The sequence below is a fragment of the Halobaculum roseum genome, from assembly GCF_019880245.1.
Lineage (GTDB): Archaea > Halobacteriota > Halobacteria > Halobacteriales > Haloferacaceae > Halobaculum > Halobaculum roseum.
Map to the genome: position 1 here is coordinate 147,197 of NZ_CP082286.1, position 17,787 is coordinate 164,983.

Annotated in this window: 17 protein-coding genes and 2 tRNA genes; 13 read left to right on the forward strand and 6 right to left on the reverse strand. The window is 69.0% G+C overall.

Annotated elements, in window-relative coordinates; translation table 11 throughout:
- Positions 1 to 74: 74 nt before the first annotated feature.
- Together K6T36_RS00725 and hisF are read left to right on the forward strand one after the other, a co-directional pair.
- A complete protein-coding gene (locus K6T36_RS00725) occupies positions 75 to 401 on the forward strand; it encodes a hypothetical protein (RefSeq protein WP_222922163.1) in 327 nt (108 codons plus the stop codon).
- 122 nt (positions 402 to 523) lie between these two features.
- Positions 524 to 1,354, forward strand: a complete 831-nt coding sequence (gene hisF / locus K6T36_RS00730; protein WP_222922164.1) for an imidazole glycerol phosphate synthase subunit HisF — start codon at positions 524 to 526, stop codon at positions 1,352 to 1,354.
- A 132-nt stretch (positions 1,355 to 1,486) separates the two neighbouring features.
- Here hisF and K6T36_RS00735 read toward each other — a convergent pair whose 3' ends face one another.
- Positions 1,487 to 1,795: a DNA-directed RNA polymerase subunit L gene (locus tag K6T36_RS00735; protein ID WP_222607606.1), complete on the reverse strand. Its 309-nt coding sequence runs from the start codon at positions 1,793 to 1,795 to the stop codon at positions 1,487 to 1,489.
- Positions 1,796 to 1,913: 118 nt separating this feature from the next.
- A complete protein-coding gene (locus K6T36_RS00740; RefSeq protein WP_222922165.1) occupies positions 1,914 to 2,936 on the reverse strand; it encodes an MBL fold metallo-hydrolase in 1,023 nt (340 codons plus the stop codon).
- Between the two features lie 214 nt (positions 2,937 to 3,150).
- Between K6T36_RS00740 and K6T36_RS00745 the strand changes: the two genes are divergently transcribed.
- Entirely contained in the window at positions 3,151 to 4,431 is a 1,281-nt protein-coding gene (locus tag K6T36_RS00745; protein ID WP_222922166.1) for a sensor histidine kinase, read from the forward strand.
- A 73-nt stretch (positions 4,432 to 4,504) separates the two neighbouring features.
- Here K6T36_RS00745 and K6T36_RS00750 read toward each other — a convergent pair whose 3' ends face one another.
- Positions 4,505 to 5,242, reverse strand: a complete 738-nt coding sequence (locus tag K6T36_RS00750) for a uracil-DNA glycosylase family protein (protein WP_222922167.1) — start codon at positions 5,240 to 5,242, stop codon at positions 4,505 to 4,507.
- Positions 5,243 to 5,355: 113 nt separating this feature from the next.
- Here K6T36_RS00750 and K6T36_RS00755 point away from each other — a divergent pair, with 113 nt between their 5' ends.
- Positions 5,356 to 5,892 carry a GNAT family N-acetyltransferase gene (locus K6T36_RS00755; RefSeq protein WP_222922168.1) on the forward strand — a complete coding sequence of 179 codons (537 nt, stop codon included), beginning with the start codon at positions 5,356 to 5,358 and terminating at the stop codon, positions 5,890 to 5,892.
- A 23-nt stretch (positions 5,893 to 5,915) separates the two neighbouring features.
- Here the strand turns inward: K6T36_RS00755 and K6T36_RS00760 are convergent, their stop codons facing one another.
- Positions 5,916 to 6,389, reverse strand: coding sequence for a DUF5793 family protein (locus K6T36_RS00760; RefSeq protein ID WP_222922169.1), 474 nt, complete (start codon positions 6,387 to 6,389; stop codon positions 5,916 to 5,918).
- Positions 6,390 to 6,518: 129 nt separating this feature from the next.
- Here K6T36_RS00760 and K6T36_RS00765 point away from each other — a divergent pair, with 129 nt between their 5' ends.
- The 6 genes from K6T36_RS00765 to K6T36_RS00790 all read left to right on the forward strand — a co-directional run bounded on the left by K6T36_RS00765 (position 6,519) and on the right by K6T36_RS00790 (position 13,382).
- Positions 6,519 to 7,052 carry a DUF7549 family protein gene (locus K6T36_RS00765; protein ID WP_222922170.1) on the forward strand — a complete coding sequence of 178 codons (534 nt, stop codon included), beginning with the start codon at positions 6,519 to 6,521 and terminating at the stop codon, positions 7,050 to 7,052.
- Positions 7,053 to 7,182: 130 nt separating this feature from the next.
- Entirely contained in the window at positions 7,183 to 9,054 is a 1,872-nt protein-coding gene (locus tag K6T36_RS00770; protein WP_225935149.1) for a type II/IV secretion system ATPase subunit, read from the forward strand.
- Between the two features lie 3 nt (positions 9,055 to 9,057).
- A complete protein-coding gene (locus tag K6T36_RS00775; RefSeq protein ID WP_222922171.1) occupies positions 9,058 to 11,190 on the forward strand; it encodes a type II secretion system F family protein in 2,133 nt (710 codons plus the stop codon).
- Complete coding sequence (locus K6T36_RS00780) at positions 11,187 to 11,894, forward strand: class I SAM-dependent methyltransferase (protein ID WP_222922172.1); 708 nt, start codon at positions 11,187 to 11,189, stop codon at positions 11,892 to 11,894. The genes K6T36_RS00775 and K6T36_RS00780 overlap by 4 nt, the downstream gene beginning before the upstream one ends.
- Positions 11,895 to 12,025: 131 nt before the next feature.
- Positions 12,026 to 13,168, forward strand: coding sequence for an NAD(P)/FAD-dependent oxidoreductase (locus K6T36_RS00785; protein ID WP_222922173.1), 1,143 nt, complete (start codon positions 12,026 to 12,028; stop codon positions 13,166 to 13,168).
- Positions 13,169 to 13,310: 142 nt separating this feature from the next.
- Positions 13,311 to 13,382, forward strand: a tRNA-Gly gene (locus tag K6T36_RS00790).
- Positions 13,383 to 13,654: 272 nt separating this feature from the next.
- Here the strand turns inward: K6T36_RS00790 and K6T36_RS00795 are convergent.
- Positions 13,655 to 14,962 carry an MFS transporter gene (locus tag K6T36_RS00795; protein WP_222922174.1) on the reverse strand — a complete coding sequence of 436 codons (1,308 nt, stop codon included), beginning with the start codon at positions 14,960 to 14,962 and terminating at the stop codon, positions 13,655 to 13,657.
- 117 nt (positions 14,963 to 15,079) lie between these two features.
- Positions 15,080 to 15,898: an HD domain-containing protein gene (locus K6T36_RS00800; RefSeq protein WP_225935235.1), complete on the reverse strand. Its 819-nt coding sequence runs from the start codon at positions 15,896 to 15,898 to the stop codon at positions 15,080 to 15,082.
- Positions 15,899 to 16,222: 324 nt separating this feature from the next.
- Here K6T36_RS00800 and K6T36_RS00805 point away from each other — a divergent pair, with 324 nt between their 5' ends.
- From K6T36_RS00805 to K6T36_RS00815, 3 genes are all read left to right on the forward strand, one after another.
- Positions 16,223 to 16,696, forward strand: coding sequence for an acetolactate synthase large subunit family protein (locus K6T36_RS00805; protein WP_222922176.1), 474 nt, complete (start codon positions 16,223 to 16,225; stop codon positions 16,694 to 16,696).
- A 293-nt stretch (positions 16,697 to 16,989) separates the two neighbouring features.
- The gene (locus K6T36_RS00810) at positions 16,990 to 17,292 is read left to right on the forward strand and encodes a Sec-independent protein translocase subunit TatA/TatB (protein WP_222922177.1); all 303 of its coding nucleotides are present in this window, start codon (positions 16,990 to 16,992) and stop codon (positions 17,290 to 17,292) included.
- Between the two features lie 50 nt (positions 17,293 to 17,342).
- Positions 17,343 to 17,415 (forward strand) — tRNA-Arg (locus K6T36_RS00815).
- Positions 17,416 to 17,787: the final 372 nt, after the last annotated feature.

Genomic DNA, 17,787 nt, shown 5'->3' on the forward strand with positions numbered 1-17,787 from the left:
CCCGGGGCCGGGAGGGCCGCCCCTCCGCCCCGACGGCCATCAGGGTTTTGACACGGACACCTGCACACGACTGCATGGTCCCCCGAGGACACACGTCGCTCCTCCGATTCGTCCGGCGGTCGGCACAGCGAAACGAGTACGTCGCCGAGGCCATCTGGTGGTCCGTGTTCGTATGCTACGCCGTCAGCGTCGCAGCCATCAGCCTCGGCGGCGTCGTCGGCGGGGGGTACCTGTACTTCCGGTACGTCCTTCCGACGGTCGCCGCGCGGGTCGAGCCGATGGCGCAGGCGGTGGTCGGTCTCGCGTACGTGTTCGTGCTGTTCGTCCTCCTCCACTCGGTCGTCACCCGCATTCGCGATTGGCTGTACGGCGGCGGAACCGTCGCCGGTTGGAAGCAGTGAGCCGGACAGCGGGGTTCGGGTGAATCACGAACGATGAAGGGGGCGCGGTCGCCGGCGCGCGGTGTGGCGGCGCCCACGCCGACAGGCGAAACGATGAAACCCGGTTCGGGGCTATCGAACGTATGACCCTCACGAAGCGGATCATCCCGTGTATCGACGTCGATCTCGACGACGACGGGAACGCCGCCGTCTACACCGGCGTCAACTTCGAGAACCTGGAGTACTCCGGCGATCCCGTCGAGATGGCGAAGAAGTACAACGAGGTCGGCGCCGACGAGTTCGTCTTCCTCGACATCACCGCGAGCGCGGAGGGGCGCGAGACCATGCTCGATACCGTGTCGGCGGTCGCCGACGAGTGTTTCATCCCGCTGACCGTCGGCGGCGGCATCCGAACGAAGGCCGACATCAAGGAGACGCTGCGGGCGGGGGCGGACAAGGTGTCCATCAACTCCGGGGCCATCGAGAACCCCGAGTTGATCGCCGAGGGCGCCGACGCGTTCGGCAGCCAGTGCATCGTCATCTCCGTCGACGCCCGGCGGCGGTTCGACGACGAGGGCGACCACTACGTCGAGATCGAACGTGAGGACGGCGAGACCGAGGAGTGCTGGTTCGAGTGCACCGTCAAGGGCGGCCGGGAGGGAACCGGGATGGACGTGGTCACCTGGGCGAAGGAGGCCGAGGAGCGCGGCGCGGGAGAGCTGTTCGTCAACTCCATCGACGCCGACGGCACGAAGGACGGCTACGACATCCCGCTCACGAAGGCGGTGTGTGACGCCGTGTCGACGCCGGTGATCGCCTCCTCCGGCTGTGGCGGCCCCGAGGACATGGAGGAGGTGTTCGTCGAGGCCGGCGCCGACGCTGGGCTCGCGGCGAGCATCTTCCACTTCGACGAGTACGGCATCGACGAGGTGAAGCGCTACCTCGACGAGCACGGCGTCCCCGTCCGGCTCTGAGCCGACCGAGCGTCCGCTCGTCCGGACGGAGAACTGACTCGACGTGGCTGTTCCGGCGGGCGAGACGCTGCCCGACGAGCACGGAACGAGTACCGAGAGAGAACGAAGGGACGGACCGCGACGGGTCCCGGCTCAGGCCTCGGCGGCCGGGGCGTCGTCGAACGCGGCCTCGATCCGGTCGTACAGCGTTTCGAGGTTGTCCGAGACGCCCGTGGCGGCCTGTTCGAGGGCGTCCAGGGGGTCCAGCCCGTCCTCGGTCTTGATCGAGAGGATCGGCTCGGTCTGACCGCCGGACTGCTCGGGGTTCATGTCGTACGTCGCCGCGGCGACGCCGTCGGCCCTGAGGAGCTGCCCCTTGAGGACGTTCATGAACGTGTGGTCCTCGCCCGCGATCTCGATGCGGAGTTCCTCGTCCGTCTTGTCGATGACGCGAAGTTCCATTGCCGGAGCGTTCGCCGCAGGCGCGTTTCAAGCTTGTGTTCCGCGGATTCGCGCGTCGCCGGCACGTCGCCGTCTGGTCTGTTCGGATCGTCGCGTCCCGCGTTCGCGACCCGACCGGTCACTCCCCCTCCCACTCGACAACGCGGTCGATCCCGGGGTCGGGAAACAGCGCCGACACGTCCGGATCCGCGTCGACGAGGGTGTAGCGCGTCCCGGTCCGCTCGGCCACGCCGGCCTCGGCGAGGTGGTCGAGGTGGGCGTACGCCTCGCCCGGGCCGTGGAGGACGTGGATCCCGTGGAGGTCGCCGAACAGCGCGGCGCTCACCTCCCACGGCGTCGACGGACCGAGGTCGGCGAGCGCGTCGACGACGTTCCCGGTGCGCTCGACGTGGTGCCGGAGGATCGTCGCCGCCCGCCCGGCGGGGTCGTCGATGCGGTCGCGGTGCCCCGGCCACGCCGTCCCGGGGTCGAGGTCTATCAGGTCCAGCAGGCTCCCGACGTAGCTCGCGAGGGGGGCCTCGACGCGGACGTCCGCGCCGCCGACGTTCGGGGTGTACTTCGGGAGGATGGCGTCCCCGACGAACGCCTCGTCGGCCGCGGGGTCGTGAAACGCCGTGAGCCCGGCGGCGTGTCCGGGAAGGTGGACGGCTTCGAGGGTGCGGCCGTTCACGGCGAACTCCTCGCCGTCGGCGAACGGCTCCACGTCGCACGGCTCGCCCCCGAGGTCGGCGTGACCCTCGAGGAAGTCGACGAGCTCGGCGCGTGGTCCCTCCGGCATCCCCCACTCGCGGAACTTCTCGCGCTGGAGCCGTCGTTCCTCCAGCAGACTGTACTCGTCACCGGCGACGAGCGGCGCGTCCGCCTCGTGGGCGTGGATCGTCGCGCCCGACTCCGACTGGATCGCGCCCGCGAGGCCGGCGTGGTCGGCGTGCCAGTGCGTGAGCAGGACGCGGTCGACGTCCGCGATCCCGTACCCGAGGTCGGCGAGACCGACGGCCAACTGCTCGCGAACCTCGGGGAGGGCGACGCCGGCGTCGACGAGGACGAGTTCGTCCGGGTCACCGCCGTCCGCGGGGCCGTCGAGCACGTACACGTTGTTCAGCCCCTCGAAGACGGTGTTGGTGAGACGGATCCGCTCCATGCCGACGGATGGGCTCCCCCGTGGCAAGAACCCTTCCGACTCGGATCGCGACGGACTCGAGGACCACGATCCGCCGATCTCGCGTCGACACGCACATTTTTCACCGACGGGCACACCGTACATACTCGCGAGTGTTTACCGTACAGCGTGCCAGTCATCGCCGCGCCCGGTCGCACCGGGACGCCGGAGCCGGGGACGGCCGGGGAGCGTGTCGATGATCTGGCGGTACGTACGCGGTCGCGTGCGCGACGCCGTCACCGCGGCCCTGGCGTCGGCCGGCGCGTGGGCGTCCGCAGCCGCCGTTCGGTACGGTGACGGCGGGGACGCGGACCCGTCGGCCGACGCGCTGGCGGTCGCACGCGAGGTAGCGGTCGACGGCGCGACCGAGGGTGTGATCGTCGTCGATGACGACGGCGTCGTGCTCGAGTGTAACGGAACCGCGGCCGACGCGATGGGGATCGATCCGGAACTCGCCGTCGGCGAGCCGATCGCGACGCTCGACCCGGAGATAGCCGCCCGGATCGGCGAGGCGGTCGACGCCGCCGGCGACGAACCGTTCGTGGACGGCGACGAACCGGTCGCAGACGAGGACGAGCAGGTCGCAGACGAGGACGAGCAGGTCGCGGCCGACACGGGCACGGCCACGGACGTGGACGCCACCGGGACGCCGCGTCTCACTCGGATGACCGACGAGGGGAAACGCCACTACGAGCTTCGCGTCTCCCGGTTCGACCGCACCGAACTCGCGGGGCTGGTGCTCACCTTCCGCGACGTGACCGACGAACACCGGCTTCGCCGGCGGGTTGGGGTGTTGAACCGACTTCTCCGCCACGACCTCCGGAACGAGATGAACGTCGTCCTGGGGTACACCGAACTGATCGAGGACCGCCTCCGACGGGAGGCAGCCGGGAGCGACGCGCCCGAGGACGCCCCCGACGACGAGGCGGCGACCGCGCTCGAGCGGGTCACCGGCGCCGCGGAGACGATGCTCGACCGCGCCCAGACCGTTCGCCACGTCGAGGCGACGCTGGACGCGGACGTGTCCGCCCGATCGCGACTCGACGTGGCCGGGCTGGTGCGCGCGCAGGTCGACGGGCTCGCCATGGAGTACCCGTCCGCGGACCCGCAGGTAACCGTCGACGCCCCCGAGTCGGCGTGGATCACCGCGACCGGACTGATCGACACCGTGTTCGTGAACCTCCTCGAGAACGCGATCGAACACAGTCACCGCGAGCGGCCGGCCATCGAGGTGACCGTCACGGAGTCCGGCGAGTACGTCGCCGTGACCGTCGCCGACGACGGTCCGGGGATCCCCAGTCAGGAGCTTCGGACGTTCCAGACCGAGGCCGAGACGGCCGTCACCCACTCGTCGGGACTGGGGCTGTGGCTCGTCGTATGGGTCACCGAGGAATCGGGGGGACGGGTCTCCTTCGACATCGACGAGACGGGCACCGCGGTCACGGTGGAGTTCCCCGCCGCCGATCCGCCGGAGTAGACGAGCCGGAGCCCGAAACCGTTCCGCGGTCGCCCCGACGACCGACGAACGGCGAGACCGGTCCGCGCGGCGTTCACCGAACGAGGTACGGGTCCGAGCCGGCGATGAACCGCCCGAGGTCCGATTCGCGCCGGTAATCCGTCGCCCGGAGCGTCGCGAGCGACTCGACCAGCCGGTCGGCGTCGCCGGGGGCGGTGGCGTTGCCGGGAGCGGTCGCGTCGCCGCCGTCGGTCGCGCCGGCCGCCCGGGTCGACTCGGCGGCCTCGCCGGCGCCGGGCGTCCACTCGGCGGGCTCCTTGACCGGGAGGACGAGCCAGCCGGAGCCGCGGATCTCGCGGCCGTGGAGGTCGTCCATCCGGATCGGGGTCTTGTGGGCCTGTGCTGTGTACTGCTCCAGCACGTGTCGGGTCGCGCGCTCGCCTACCGGAAGCAGGACGTGGGCGGCGATGGCGCGAAGCTCGGCGTCGAAGAACCGCTCCATGTCGTCGTACGACGCCGGCGTCGGAGAGCCGTCGGGGCCGAGCCGGTCGCCGGTCGCCTCGCACATGTGGAGATACGAGAGGTACGTCGAGTCGACGACCGGGGCGTCGCCCGCCGACTCCAACAGCCCGGCGCGGACCAGCGCGTCGAGGAACCGCTCGCCGGCGGGCGAGCCGGTGAACGGGACGCCCGTGTCGAGGCCGCCGTGAACGCCGGGATGGTCGCCGACGACGTGGAAGTCGGCGTTCGCGTCGCCGTACCCGGGGACGAACCGCTCGCAGCCCGGGTCCATCCCGAAGGGGTTCGAGACGCGGTCGGTGACGTTCTTCACGGACACTCGTTGGCCGTCTGAGCCACATGGCGCTTCCGGTTCGCGCGCTCGGCCGCGGGGCTGCCCGGGCAGGCAGCCGAAACGGATACGTCGCGCGAGCGGTATGATACCATATGACAATTCGACGCGCGACCGTCGGCGACGCGGACGCCGTCCGGCGGATCGCCGGCGACTCGTGGGAGACGGACTACCCGTCGATCCTCAGCAGGGAGAGCGCCGAGTCCGGGGTCGAGGAGTGGTACGATCCCGCCCGCGTCCGGGGAGCGGTCGAGGCCGACGACGAGCTGCTGTACGTGGCCGAGCGCGGCGAGGACACCACTGCCGACGCCGCCGACGCCGCCGACGCCGAGGAAATCGTCGGGTTCGCCCACGGCGTCGTCGACGGGAACGCCGGCGCCGGTCACGTCCTCCGGCTGTACGTCCACCCGGACGCCCGTGGCGAGGGACGGGGGCGTCGGCTGCTGGAACGGGTCCGCGACGACCTGTTCGACCGCGGCGTCGACCGGATTCACGCGACGGTGCTGAGGGAGAACGACCCCGGAAACGAGTTCTACCGATCGTTCGGCTTCGAACGGACGGGGGAGGCGGAGACGACGATCGGCGGCGAGGCGTATCCGGAGACGAACTACACGCTGCGACGAACGCGGTGACCTCCTCGGGGGGTCCCACCGAATCAGAGTTCGACGCCGGACGGGATCAGGCTCTCGTGGCGAAGCAGGTTCCCCTCGGCGTCGTACACGAGGAACGTCTCCTTCTCGTAGGTGACGAGGGGGTCGCCGTCGACGTCGATCTCGACGCGGTAGCGGCCGTCGCCGTCGCTGGCGCGGCCGTACTCGCGGGCCGCGCGGATGAACCGGAGCACGTCGTCGGCGGACTCGTTGAGTTCGAGAACGAAATCGCCGGTGTGGCGGTTCGTCACCCCGACGACGCCCGTCGCCTCGGAGTCACGTTCGTGGTCGGACTGGAGCCGGAACGCCACGTCGGTCTCCCCGGCGTCGAGCAGCTCGCCGTCGGTCCCGGTGAGGCGCTCCCGGAGGAGGTCCTCCTGGCCGTGAAAGTCGATATATACGTGGGGCTTGGCGGGATCAGCGTCGGTCTCGACCCAGTCGATGTGCTCCACAGTCAACTCGAAGTAGTCGCGCCTCATTCCGTGAACGGTCGTACGGGATCGGTGTGTAAGTACGTAACGCCCCGGGAACGTACGACGGTCGCGGGCCCCCGTCCGCGCGGTCGACGGTCCAATCGATTTATTTCGACGGAGAGTACTCCGGGGAACATGGTCTGGGTCCGTTCGGAGTACGCGGGGGAGCTGGCCGTCCTCTCGACGTGGGTCGCGGCGCTGCTCCCGTGGAACGTGTTCTACGGCGCCGTCGCCGGCGGGTCGGTGCTGTTCGTCCGCTTCCCGCTGTTTCAGATCCGCTACGCGTTCGGCCTCCCGTTCGTCCGCGCGACGAGCGTCTCCTCGCCGGTGTCGGCGTTCCTCCTCCAGTCGGGCACCTCCGTGCAGGTGGCCTACGGGCTCTGGCTCGTCGGCGCGGTCGCGTACCTCGTCGCGTTCGTGATCTCCGTGTACTACTACCGCGAGGAGGAGCGCGCCGAGTCGTGGGCCGTCGACCCGGTCGACGTGCTGGGCGGCCTGCTCGTCGCCTCGGCCGTGCTGTTCCTCGTCGCCTCGATGTTGCTTCCGGAGCGCTTCTTCGGTCTCGGCCTCGGCGTCGGCGGCGGGATCCCCGGCGTGTCGATCCCGGTTGGCGCCGTGCTCCAGCTCGTGCTCGGCGGCGTGCTCCTGCGGGCGGAGCGAGTGAGCTGAGGAACGCGACGGTCGGACCGGGAACCGCGACGACGAGTCCCGTTCGTCGGGGCGGACCGCGACGGTATCAGATCTGTGACCGCCGGTGGTGAAGTTAAGTACCGGACTTCCCTACGACAACCAGTAACCGATGTCGGGGGACGCCGCTGACGCCACGGCCGAGGACAGCCCCCTGTCGACGCTCAGGCGGCGCCTCGAACGGACGATCGAGGTGCTCAGGGGCGCCGACCTCGACGTTCGGCCGTTCCTCCCCGGCGAGGACGGCCCGCTGGCGTCGTTCGACCCGCCCCCCGACCACGAGGAGGTCGACCGCTACTGGGTGAACGCCCCGTACGCGTACGTCGTCGTCACCTACGACACCGAGGACGACAACCACGTCTACCACGTCGTCGAGCCCGAACTCGACAACTTCGAGCTCGAGTTGCTCCAGCGCGTCGTCGACGACATCCGCGACCCGCTGTTGTTCCGCGACGACCCGAACGAGGCCGACGACGAGACGCTTCGCGACGAGCTTGCGGCGCTGTTGGAACAGTACGGCGTCGACGCGTCGATGTCGACGTTTCACGCGCTGTCGTACTACCTCCGTCGCGACTTCCGCGGGTACGGGAAGGTCGACGCGCTCCTGTCGGACCGACACATCGAGGACATCTCCTGTGACGGCTACGACCTCCCGATCTTCGTCTATCACGACGAGTACAGCGATATCGAGACGAACGTCGTCTTCGGCCCCGACGAGCTGGACAACTACGTCATCCGCCTGGCCCAGCGGTCGGGGCGACACATCTCCGTCGGCGACCCCATCGTCGAGACGACGCTCCCGGACGGCTCGCGCGCCGAGTTGGCGCTCGGCGAGGAGGTCACCCCGCGCGGGTCGGCGTTCACCATCCGCCAGTACGCCGAGGAGCCGTTCACGCCGATCGACCTCATCGAGTACGGCACCTTCTCGATCGAGCAGATGGCCTACTTCTGGCTGTGCATCGAGCACAACAAGAGCCTCATCTTCGCCGGCGGCACCGCCTCCGGGAAGACCACCTCGATGAACGCGGTGTCGATGTTCATCCCGCCGCGCTCGAAGGTGCTCACCATCGAGGACACCCGGGAGCTGTCGCTGTATCACGACAACTGGCTCTCGTCGGTCACCCGCGAGCGGATGGGCGAGGGCGAGGACATCGACATGTACGACCTCCTGCGCTCGGCGCTGCGACACCGCCCCGAGTACATCATCGTCGGCGAGGTGCGCGGCGAGGAGGCGCTCACGCTGTTCCAGGCGATGAACACCGGCCACACCACGTTCTCGACGATGCACGCCGACTCCATCGAGACGGTGATCAACCGCCTGGAGAACGAGCCGATCAACGTCCCCCGGGCGATGGTTCGGTCGCTGGACCTGCTGTCGGTGCAGACGCTCGCCCGGTTCGAGGGCGGGAGGGTGCGCCGCGCGAAGACCGTCGGCGAGATCGGGGGGATCGACCAGCGGACCGGCGAGCTGGACTACTCGTCGGTGTTCGAGTGGGAGGCGGGGTCGGACAGCTTCGCCAGCCGGGACTCCTCGCTGCTCGATGAGATCCAATCGGAACGGGGGTGGAGCCGGGCGGAGCTGCTGTCGGAGCTTCGCGACCGCAGACGGTTCCTCGAACACCTCCACGACCGCGGCGTCACCGACTACCGGCGGTTCACTGCGCTCGTCAACGAGTACTACGCCGACCCCGACCGCGTGATGGCCCGGATCGAGGAGGCCGAGGACGGCACGGACGGCGAGGCGCTCGGATCGGACACGGCGGATCCGGCTGACCCCGGCCCAACCGGCCGAACCGCGGACGACGACCGAACCGTTGGCCCCGCCGGCGACGACCCGACGGATCGGGATCGGTCGGCGGATCGGAACGACTCGACGGACCCGGGAGGCTCGCCGGACCCGGACGACTCGCCGGAACTGGACGATTCGACGAACCCGAACGGTTCGACGGGTTCGGTTGGGTCGGACACCGGCGGCGGGGACTGACGGATGGTGTTGTCGTTCCTGCCGCTGGTCGGGGCGCTGCTCCTCCTGGCACCCGTCGCCGCGGCGTCGGTGAGCCCGGGGGCGAACCTCGCGGTGACCCGGGTCGCGGTTCACGCCTTCGGCGACTACGTCGGCGTCGACCGGCCCCGGAAGCACCGCCAACGCGACCGCCTTCGGGCGGCACACGTCGGCGTCACACACCGGCTGTACGCCTCGAAGACGCTGCTGTACACCGCTGTCGCCGGCGTCTCGGGGAGCGTCCTCGGCGTGTACGTCGCCGCGGCGACGCTGGCGCTCCTGCGGATCGGCGGGGAGGCGATCCGGGCGGCGCTGCCCGCGCCGCTGGGCTTTCTCGCGGACTTGACCCGGATCGGGCAGCTCACGGTCACGGAGCTGTTCCCCCTCCTCTTGCTCTCCTCGGCGACCGTGGGCGTCGGGTCGGCCGTCGGCGTGTACCTCCTCCGATGGGAGATCCTCGACCAGCGGGCCCACGCGAGGGCGACACAGATCGAGGCGACGCTCCCCCGGACGGTCGCGTTCGTGTACGCGCTGTCGCGCTCGGGGATGGCGCTGCCGGCGGTGTTGGAGACGCTGTCGCGAAACGAGGACGTGTACGGCGAGGCCGCCCGCGAGCTGGGCGTCGCCGTCCGCGACATGAACACGTTCGGAACGGACGTCCTCACCGCGCTCGAACGCATGGCCGAGCGAACGCCCTCCCAGAACATGGCCGAGTTCGGCGAGAACCTCGCGTCCGTGCTCGGCAGCGGTCGGGAGCTGTCGGCGTTCCTGCACGACCAGTACGAGCGATACCAGGAGGAGGCGGAGTCCCAACAGGAGCAGTATCTCGAACTCGTCTCGACGTTCGCGGAGGCGTACGTGACGGTGCTCGTCGCCGGCCCGCTGTTCTTCATCACGATCCTGGTCGTGATCGGGATCGTCCTCTCGGACACCCTTCCGCTGTTGCGAGCGGTGGTCTACCTCGCGATCCCGCTGGCGAGCTTCGGCTTCGTCGTCTACATCGACTCGATCACTCGGTCGACGGGCGACGCGATCGCGGCTGAACAGCCGGTGGGAGACGCGCGTGTTCGCGCGGTTGCGGGGCCGAACGTCGCCGGGGTCGGCGGCGCCTCGGACGCTCGGGCGGACGGCGGCGCGACGGGGGTCGATCACGGCGGCGCCGAGCGAGGGGATCGGTGGGCGGCGAGCAGGGAGCGGCTGGCTGCGTACGACCGGATCGAGGCCGTGCTCGACGCCGCACGGCGCCCGATAGGGATCCTGCTGGAACGGCCGGTGCTGACCGCCCTCCTCACGGTTCCGGTCGGCCTGTGGTGGGTGTGGATGCGGACGCCGTCGTTCCGGTCCACGCCGGCGGCGTTCGCCGGGGCCGTCGACTCGCCGGTGATCGAGGCGGCGCTGCTGGTGCTCGCCGCCTACGGTCTCGCCTACGAAATCGAGAAGCGACGGATCCGGGCGATCGAACGCGCGGTTCCCGACTTCCTCGATCGGATGGCGAGCGTCAACGACGCCGGCGTGAGTGTCATCGAGAGCCTCCGTCGGCTTACGCGGTCCGACCTCGAACGGCTCACGCCGGAGATACGGCGGACGTGGCGGGACGTACAGTGGGGTGCGACGGTGACGACGGCGCTCGATCGGTTCCGCCGGCGGGTTCGCTCGCCGATGGTGTCGCGGGCGATCGCGCTCGTCACGAACGCCGTCGACGCGAGCGGCGACGTGGCGCCGGTACTCGAGATCGCCGCCGACGAGGCGCGCTCGACGCGGCGGCTCCGCAGGGAGCGACGACAGGTCATGGTGACGTACCTGCTCGTGATCTACGTCTCGTTCGCGGTGTTTCTCGGCATCATCGGGGCGCTGACGGTGGCGTTCATCCCGGCCGTCGAGGGGGCGCAGCTGTCGTCCCCCGGCGGCGTCTCCGGCGTTTCGACCGGCGTGTTCGAGGGTATCGGGGGCGTCGACACCGACAGCTACGTCCTGATCTTCTATCACGCCTCGGCGATCCAGGCGGTCGCGTCGGGACTCATCGCCGGACAGTTGGGCGAGGGGAACGTCAGCGACGGCGTGAAACATGCCACTGTCATGCTCCTGCTCGCGTACCTCACGTTCGTGATCGTCGGATGACCCAGGATCCTGCGGACGCTCCCGAAGCCGACGGCGTCGACGCTGCCGACTCGTTACGGTCGCCGCCGGCGGCCGCGTCGACGTACGACCGGATCGCGACCCACTTCTCGAAGACGCGCGAGCACGCCTGGCCGGAGGTGGAGTCGTTCCTCGACGGCCGCTCCGGAGCGGTCGGGCTCGATGTCGGCTGCGGAAACGGGCGCCACTGCGAACCGCTCGCGGACCGTGTCGACCGGGTCGTCGGCGTTGACGTGAGCCGGGGGGTGTTGCTCGAAGCGCGAACACGAGCCCGCGAGCGCGGGTACGGCTCGGACGTGTCGTTCGTCAGCGGCGACGCCGCCGCGCTTCCCGTCGCCGACAGTCGCGTCGATCTGGCGGTGTACGTCGCCGCGCTCCATCACCTCCGGACGCGCGAGCGACGGGTCGCCTCGCTGTCGGAGCTCGCCCGGACGCTCGCGCCGGGCGGTCGGGCGCTGGTGAGCGCGTGGAGCACCGCGCACGACCGCTTCGACGCCGACGCTGACGCCGAGGCGGGGTTCGACACGACGATCGACTGGACCCTTCCGGGCGGGAAGACGGTGCCGCGCTTCTATCACATCTACGCGCCGCGGGAGTTCGACGCGGATCTGACCGCGAGCGACCTTCGGGTCGTCAGGTCGGTCGTCTCCAGCGGCAACTGCTATGCGGTCGTCGCGCCGGAGTGAACTGCCGAGCCGCAGTCCGTGGAACCGGCCGGCGAGCGGTGTCTGCGTGTATGTGAACGCCTGCCGGGTGGATACGACGGCCGCACGACCGGACGCGTTTTTATACGGGGGCCGACCCAACGTCGAGACAGATGATCAGCGACGACGAGTTCGACTTCGACGTGACGGTTGTCGGCGGCGGTCCGGCGGGGCTGACGAGCGCGCTGTACGCGACCCGGCTCGGTCTCGACACGCTCGTCGTGAACCGCGGCGGCGGCCGCGCGGCGATGATGCGAGACACCCACAACGTCATCGGGGTCACCGAGGAGACCTCGGGCAACGAGTTCCTCAAGACCGCCCAGGAGCAGGTCAAAAGCTACGGCGGGGAGTACCGTCGCGGGTTCGTGGAGCACGTCGAGGCGATCGGTGGAGGCGGCGGGGACAGCGACAGCAGAGGCAGTGGGGACGACGGCGACGTAGACGAGGGGGACGACGGCGCCCCCGACGGATTCCGCGTCGACACCGGCGACGAAGAGCTGACGACGCGCCGCGTCGTGCTCGCGACCGGGTTCTCCGACGAGCGCCCCGACCCGCCGCTGCCCCGCACCGGCATGGGGCTGCACTACTGCCTCCACTGTGACGCGTACATGTTCGTCGACGAGTCCGTGTACGTGATGGGGACGGGCGATTCCGCCGCGTACGTCGCGATGATCATGCTCAACTTCACAGACGAGGTGGACGTCCTCCTGCGCGGCGAGGAGCCCGAGTGGTCCGACGACACCGCGGAGATGTTGGAGAACCACCCGGTCGACGTGGTCCGAGAGGAGATCGCCGGGATGAACAAGGACGACGACGGCTGGCTGGAGAGCTTCGAGTTCGAGGACGGGACGGTCCGCGAGTACAAGGGTGGCTTCCCGATGTACGGCTCGGACTACCACGCCGAACTCGCCGACGCGCTCGGGTTGGAGCGGGAGGACTCGGGGGAGGTCGCCGTCGACGACCACGGGCGGACCTCCCTCGAGGGCGTGTACGCCGTCGGCGACCTCACGCCCGGTCACAACCAGATCCCCGTCGCGATGGGCGAGGGCGCCAAGTGCGGCATCGCGATCCACATGGACCTGCGGGCGTTCCCGCGGTCGACCGACGACATCGCCGACCTCGGCCCCGTCGACGAGAGCGAGGTGCCGGCCATCTCGCCCGAACTCATGGCGACCGCCGTCGCCCACGAGGGACACGCCGGCGGCCCGCGACCAGACGCCGATGAGGTCGAGGGCGAGGCGACGGCCGACGACTGATCCGGGACGGCGACAGGCCGACGGAAACGGCAAACCCCTTATTCTTGGACCGGAAACTGTGAGATAGCTCCCGCGCGCCGGTGGTGAGCAAACCCGAAGGGTTTGCGAGGTACGGCGCACGAGCGAGCGAAGCGAGCGATGTGCGCCGGTGGTCTAGCTGGTATGACTTTGGCCTTCCAAGCCAACGACCCGGGTTCAAATCCCGGCCGGCGCATTTTCTGCCGAACGAAGTGAGGTGAAAATCGCTTCAGAGGGATTTGCTACCCTGCAAGTCGCAGCGCGCGAACGGAGTGAGCGCGACCGTCTTGCTCTGGTTCAAATCCCGGCCGGTGCAGTACTGTCTCGAACGAAGTGAGAGACGTACTCGCCTTCGAGGGATTTAAACTAGACCGGACGCGCGCAGCGGAGTGAGCACGTCCGGGCGTGGTTCAAATCCCGGCCGGCGCAGTTCTTGCGGGTTCCACGTCGCCAGCGGCGCCGACGGGATCAGTCGTCCGCGGGGTCCGCGTCCAGTTCCTCCAGCGCCGCCTCCCGCGCCGACGCCCGGCGGAACACGACCCAGAAGACGCCGGAGGCGACGACGATGAACCCCGCGGCGGTGTAGAAGGCGGCGCTCGTGGAGACGTACTGCTTGATGGCCCCGATGCCGACCGGCCCCGCTACCTGCCCGACCTTCCAGGAGATCGAGCGGAGGCTCATCGCTGAGGCGACGGAGTCGTAGCGCTCGCCCTCCTCGACGAACAGCGACATCGACGCCGGCAGGCGGATCGAGTCGGCGACACCGAGGACCATGTACGCCCCGAAGAGGCTGAAGAACGCGCCGCCGAGCACCTGCTCGCCCCCGAAGGCGACGAATCGAACCGGGTCGACCGTCCCCTCGAAGTAGTAGCTCAGGGGAATGAGCGCCGTGCCGATCCCGTACAGGAACGCGCCGGCGACGACGAAGTACTCCTTGTTGCCGACGCGGTCGGAGAGATCGCCGACGTACCCCTGGGTGATCGACTTCGTGAGCTTCCCGCCCGCGAGGATCCAGCCGATGGCGAACGCGGTCGTGCCGAACTCGGTGCGCGCGAGGATGGGCAGGAAGATGATGACGGCCATCTTGCCGACCGAGAACGCGAGCCGGAAGACGACGAGCGCGCGGATCATCGGGAGGTCGAGCAGCGCCTTCAGCGTCGCGACGCCGCCGCCGGCGTCGTTCTCGGTGCCGCCGCCGGGATCGTCGCGGAGGTTGAGGAACACGAGGACGAACGCGAGGATCGTGACCGCGGTGAGGACGACGTAGGTGAAGGTGTACCCCTCCGCGAACAGGAGGTAGCCGCCGACCACGTCGCCCGCGAGGCTGGAGAACGCCGCGACCTGGTTGTACGAACCGAGCCAGCGGCCGTTCTGGTCGTCCGGCGCGATGTGCCCGACGACGGTCGAGCCCGTGATCCAGAGGACGGACGCGCCGACGCCCTGCAACACCCGGACGAGGATGACGTGCGTCGCGCTCTCGACGAGCATGAATCCGAAGAAGACGACCACGTTGATCGCGAGCCCCAGCAGGAGCCAGTGTTTCGCGTTGCTCGTGTCGACCTTCCGGCCGAGCGGGAGGACGATGAGCAACTGGACGACGGCGAAGGCGGTGCCGAACAGTCCCTCGACCGTGCCGGTCGTCCCGAAGTCCTCGGCGTACAGCGCCAGCGCGATGAGCAGCGTCGAGTACGCCTGACTGCGCGCGAACGCCGTGCCGGCCAGCGCCGAGAACTCCTTGTCGCGCAACAGCGCGACGGAGTTGCCGAACTGCACCACTGTTACGTTCCGAAACACACAGGGTGCGCTTAAATTCCATCATCGCGGCCGGATACGGGGTGGATTCTCACGGTGTACGTTCATCGCAGTCCCCGGATCGCCCCGGCGTCGACGCCGCTACAGCTCGATCCGTTCGACGAGCTGGTCGTCGCTTTTGGTGTTGATCGCGACGATGCGGACGAGGTCCTCGATGAGCGAGTCGCGAAGCTTCGCTTTGAGGAGGTTGTCGACCTGATAGACGCCCGCGGCGTTCACCATCTCGATCTCGACGAGCACTGGCATCGCGTCGCCGTCGTGGCCGTCGGCCTCGCTGCCGGGCTTGAGGTCGACGTTGCTGATGGCCTGCGAGGAGAGCGTGTTGATCCCGCGACCGCCCTTCTCGTAGGGGATCCGGGAGCGACCCCGCTCCATGTCGAGCGCGTCGGCGACGCGGATGACGCCCGCCTCGCGGGTGAGCGGCGTCTCCTCGGTGTGGTGACAGAGGATGGCGTGGAGCACCTCCGCTTTCACGCGGACGGCCTCCTCGGTTCCGTAGTAGTCGAACTGCGGGAGGAACCGATCCAGCAGGTCGGCCGCCAGCGGGATCGAGTAGTAGGCGTGGTCGTCGCGGTGGACGACGTGCCCGATGTCGTGGATCGTTGCCGCGAGCGCGACGATCACCGCCTCGTCGGCCTCGTCGAGCCCCTGCTCGCTCGCGCCGTTGAACGCGACGCCGCCGCGCTTCAGCAGGTCGTACAGTCGCAACGCCCGGTTGCGAACGATCTCGATGTGCTTGGCGCCGTGGTCGTTGTATCCCTTGCGCGTGACGGCGTTGACGTTCTGCGCGCGGAGGTACGTCCGGATCTCGGGGTCGGACTCGATGGCCGCCAACACCTCGTTCACGCGCTCGTCGGGGAACGCGTGCTCGGCGTCGGGGTCGTACTGCCGAACGCTCATCTTGTTCGGGTCGTCGATCCGATCGTCGTCCGGAGACGTCCCCGTCGAACCGGCGTTGTCGCTCATACTACGGCGGACGGGGGGCGCCCGCAAAAGGGCTCGGCCTCTCCCGTAGTTCGTCTCCGCGACCCTCCGCTATCGACGCGCTGGAGGTTCCGTCGGCGTGGATCGATGCTCGGAAATCGTCTTCCGGCCCCCGTTTCGGCCGGATCTGTCGAAACAATTACTTACGAATGCTGTGATGCGCTCGGCATGGCGCCCGATCCGACCGACGGAGCGGAACGTTCTCAGGAGGGATCGACCGATGACAGTCCCGGTGACGGTGTGGAACAGTCCGGGAGAGACCCGACCGGCGGCGGCTCCGTCGAAGGCGTCGAACAGGCCACGGAGGAGCTGAACGACGACGACCCCGGCGACACGGACCCTCGCGAGAAGGGACCCAACGACATGTACTGTTCCTCCTGTGGCGCGGTCATCAAGAAGAACGCCGAGCTCTGCCCCGAGTGTGGGGTTGCGACGGGCAACACCGGGGTCACCGGCTCGCGTTCGACGGGGACCGCGGCTTCAGGAACTGCGGCGGGCGGCTCGTCGACGGGGAAGAACACGTTCCTCGTGGGCGGTGCGGTCTCCGGCCTGATCGCGTTCGTCCTGCTCCCGATCGTGTTCGGCCCGCTCTCGATCTACTGCGGCTACCGAGTGTACAGGGACTTCGACGAAGTGCAGGGGATCGCGGTGGCCGCCTGGGGCGGTCTCGCCCTCGTCGTCGGGATGGTCTTCGGCGCGATGATGTTCCTGTAGGTCCGTCGACGTGACGGCGAGGGCCGGCGCAGGAACACGCCCCGGCGCGCGCCGCGCCGGTCGCAGTAGATCTACGGACGGATCCGTACCATCTACGCTCAACATCCCCTCCGACTGTACGCCGGTCGGGTTTCGACTGCCGATCACGGGTTCGCCGAGGAGGGGACATCGGATCGACACCGTCCCTCCGTCAAACGGGGATATTCCGGTTGCTCCGTGCAAGAACGCCTGTGGAGGCCGTACCGTTCGGTCCAAAAAGCCTATAATTGCCACCGGGTAAGCCGGGAGTAGAGATGCCTACCACCCTACCCCTGTTCGGCGCCATCCCGGGCGGTCCGGAGATGCTCATCATCCTGCTCGTGTTGGTGCTGCTGTTCGGCGCGAACAAGATCCCCAAGCTGGCCCGTTCGACCGGGCAGGCGATGGGCGAGTTCAAGAAGGGCCGCGAGCAGGTCGAAGAGGAGCTTCAGGAGATGCAGGAGGGCGAGATCGACGAGGACGACGAGATCGCCGCCGACTCGACCGTCGATTCGACGGCCGACACGTCCACCGGCTCGACCGACGACGCCGTCGAGACCGACACGGAGAAAAACTGAGGCGCCGTCCCGGACCGTTTTTACCCGCCCGCCGAACACTCCCCACCGCGGGGCGTGTGGCCAAGCGGATACGGCGAGCGGTTCCTAACCGCTAGATCGCGGGTTCGAATCCCGTCACGCCCGTTCACTCGCTTCGCTCGTTCACGGCCGTGACGTAGTAACACTCGCTCGCTCCGCTCGCTCGCGTGACTCCCGTCACGCCCGTTGCGAGGTCGAGCGCAGCGAGACCTCGATGCGAACGGGGAGCGTGCGCGGTCGAGCGGCGGCGAGACCCCGACAGCGAACGGCGAACGCCCGGCCGAACGTGAGTGAGGCCGCGGCAGCGAGCGGGGAACCCCGTGACCCGTGAGCGAAGCGACCCGTGAGCGGTATCGGGCGTTGCTCGCGACGGGGACTACCCGGTAGAAGAATTCTTTCCGACTTCGGACAACTCATTACAAACCGAACAGGACGGACGCGGTTTCGCTCGAAAACCGGCCACATAACGTGTGTATC

Excerpts from the sequence above, each read along its gene's own strand:
- K6T36_RS00780 (WP_222922172.1), top strand. The coding sequence starts at position 11,187 with ATGACCCAGGATCCTGCGGACGCTCCCGAAGCCGACGGCGTCGACGCT.
- K6T36_RS00765 (WP_222922170.1), top strand. The coding sequence starts at position 6,519 with ATGGTCTGGGTCCGTTCGGAGTACGCGGGGGAGCTGGCCGTCCTCTCG.
- K6T36_RS00810 (WP_222922177.1), top strand. The coding sequence starts at position 16,990 with ATGCCTACCACCCTACCCCTGTTCGGCGCCATCCCGGGCGGTCCGGAG.
- K6T36_RS00740 (WP_222922165.1), bottom strand. The coding sequence starts at position 2,936 with ATGGAGCGGATCCGTCTCACCAACACCGTCTTCGAGGGGCTGAACAAC.
- K6T36_RS00800 (WP_225935235.1), bottom strand. The coding sequence starts at position 15,898 with ATGAGCGTTCGGCAGTACGACCCCGACGCCGAGCACGCGTTCCCCGAC.
- K6T36_RS00755 (WP_222922168.1), top strand. The coding sequence starts at position 5,356 with ATGACAATTCGACGCGCGACCGTCGGCGACGCGGACGCCGTCCGGCGG.
- K6T36_RS00725 (WP_222922163.1), top strand. The coding sequence starts at position 75 with ATGGTCCCCCGAGGACACACGTCGCTCCTCCGATTCGTCCGGCGGTCG.
- K6T36_RS00745 (WP_222922166.1), top strand. The coding sequence starts at position 3,151 with ATGATCTGGCGGTACGTACGCGGTCGCGTGCGCGACGCCGTCACCGCG.
- K6T36_RS00735 (WP_222607606.1), bottom strand. The coding sequence starts at position 1,795 with ATGGAACTTCGCGTCATCGACAAGACGGACGAGGAACTCCGCATCGAG.
- K6T36_RS00785 (WP_222922173.1), top strand. The coding sequence starts at position 12,026 with ATGATCAGCGACGACGAGTTCGACTTCGACGTGACGGTTGTCGGCGGC.
- hisF (WP_222922164.1), top strand. The coding sequence starts at position 524 with ATGACCCTCACGAAGCGGATCATCCCGTGTATCGACGTCGATCTCGAC.
- K6T36_RS00775 (WP_222922171.1), top strand. The coding sequence starts at position 9,058 with ATGGTGTTGTCGTTCCTGCCGCTGGTCGGGGCGCTGCTCCTCCTGGCA.
- K6T36_RS00760 (WP_222922169.1), bottom strand. The coding sequence starts at position 6,389 with ATGAGGCGCGACTACTTCGAGTTGACTGTGGAGCACATCGACTGGGTC.
- K6T36_RS00770 (WP_225935149.1), top strand. The coding sequence starts at position 7,183 with ATGTCGGGGGACGCCGCTGACGCCACGGCCGAGGACAGCCCCCTGTCG.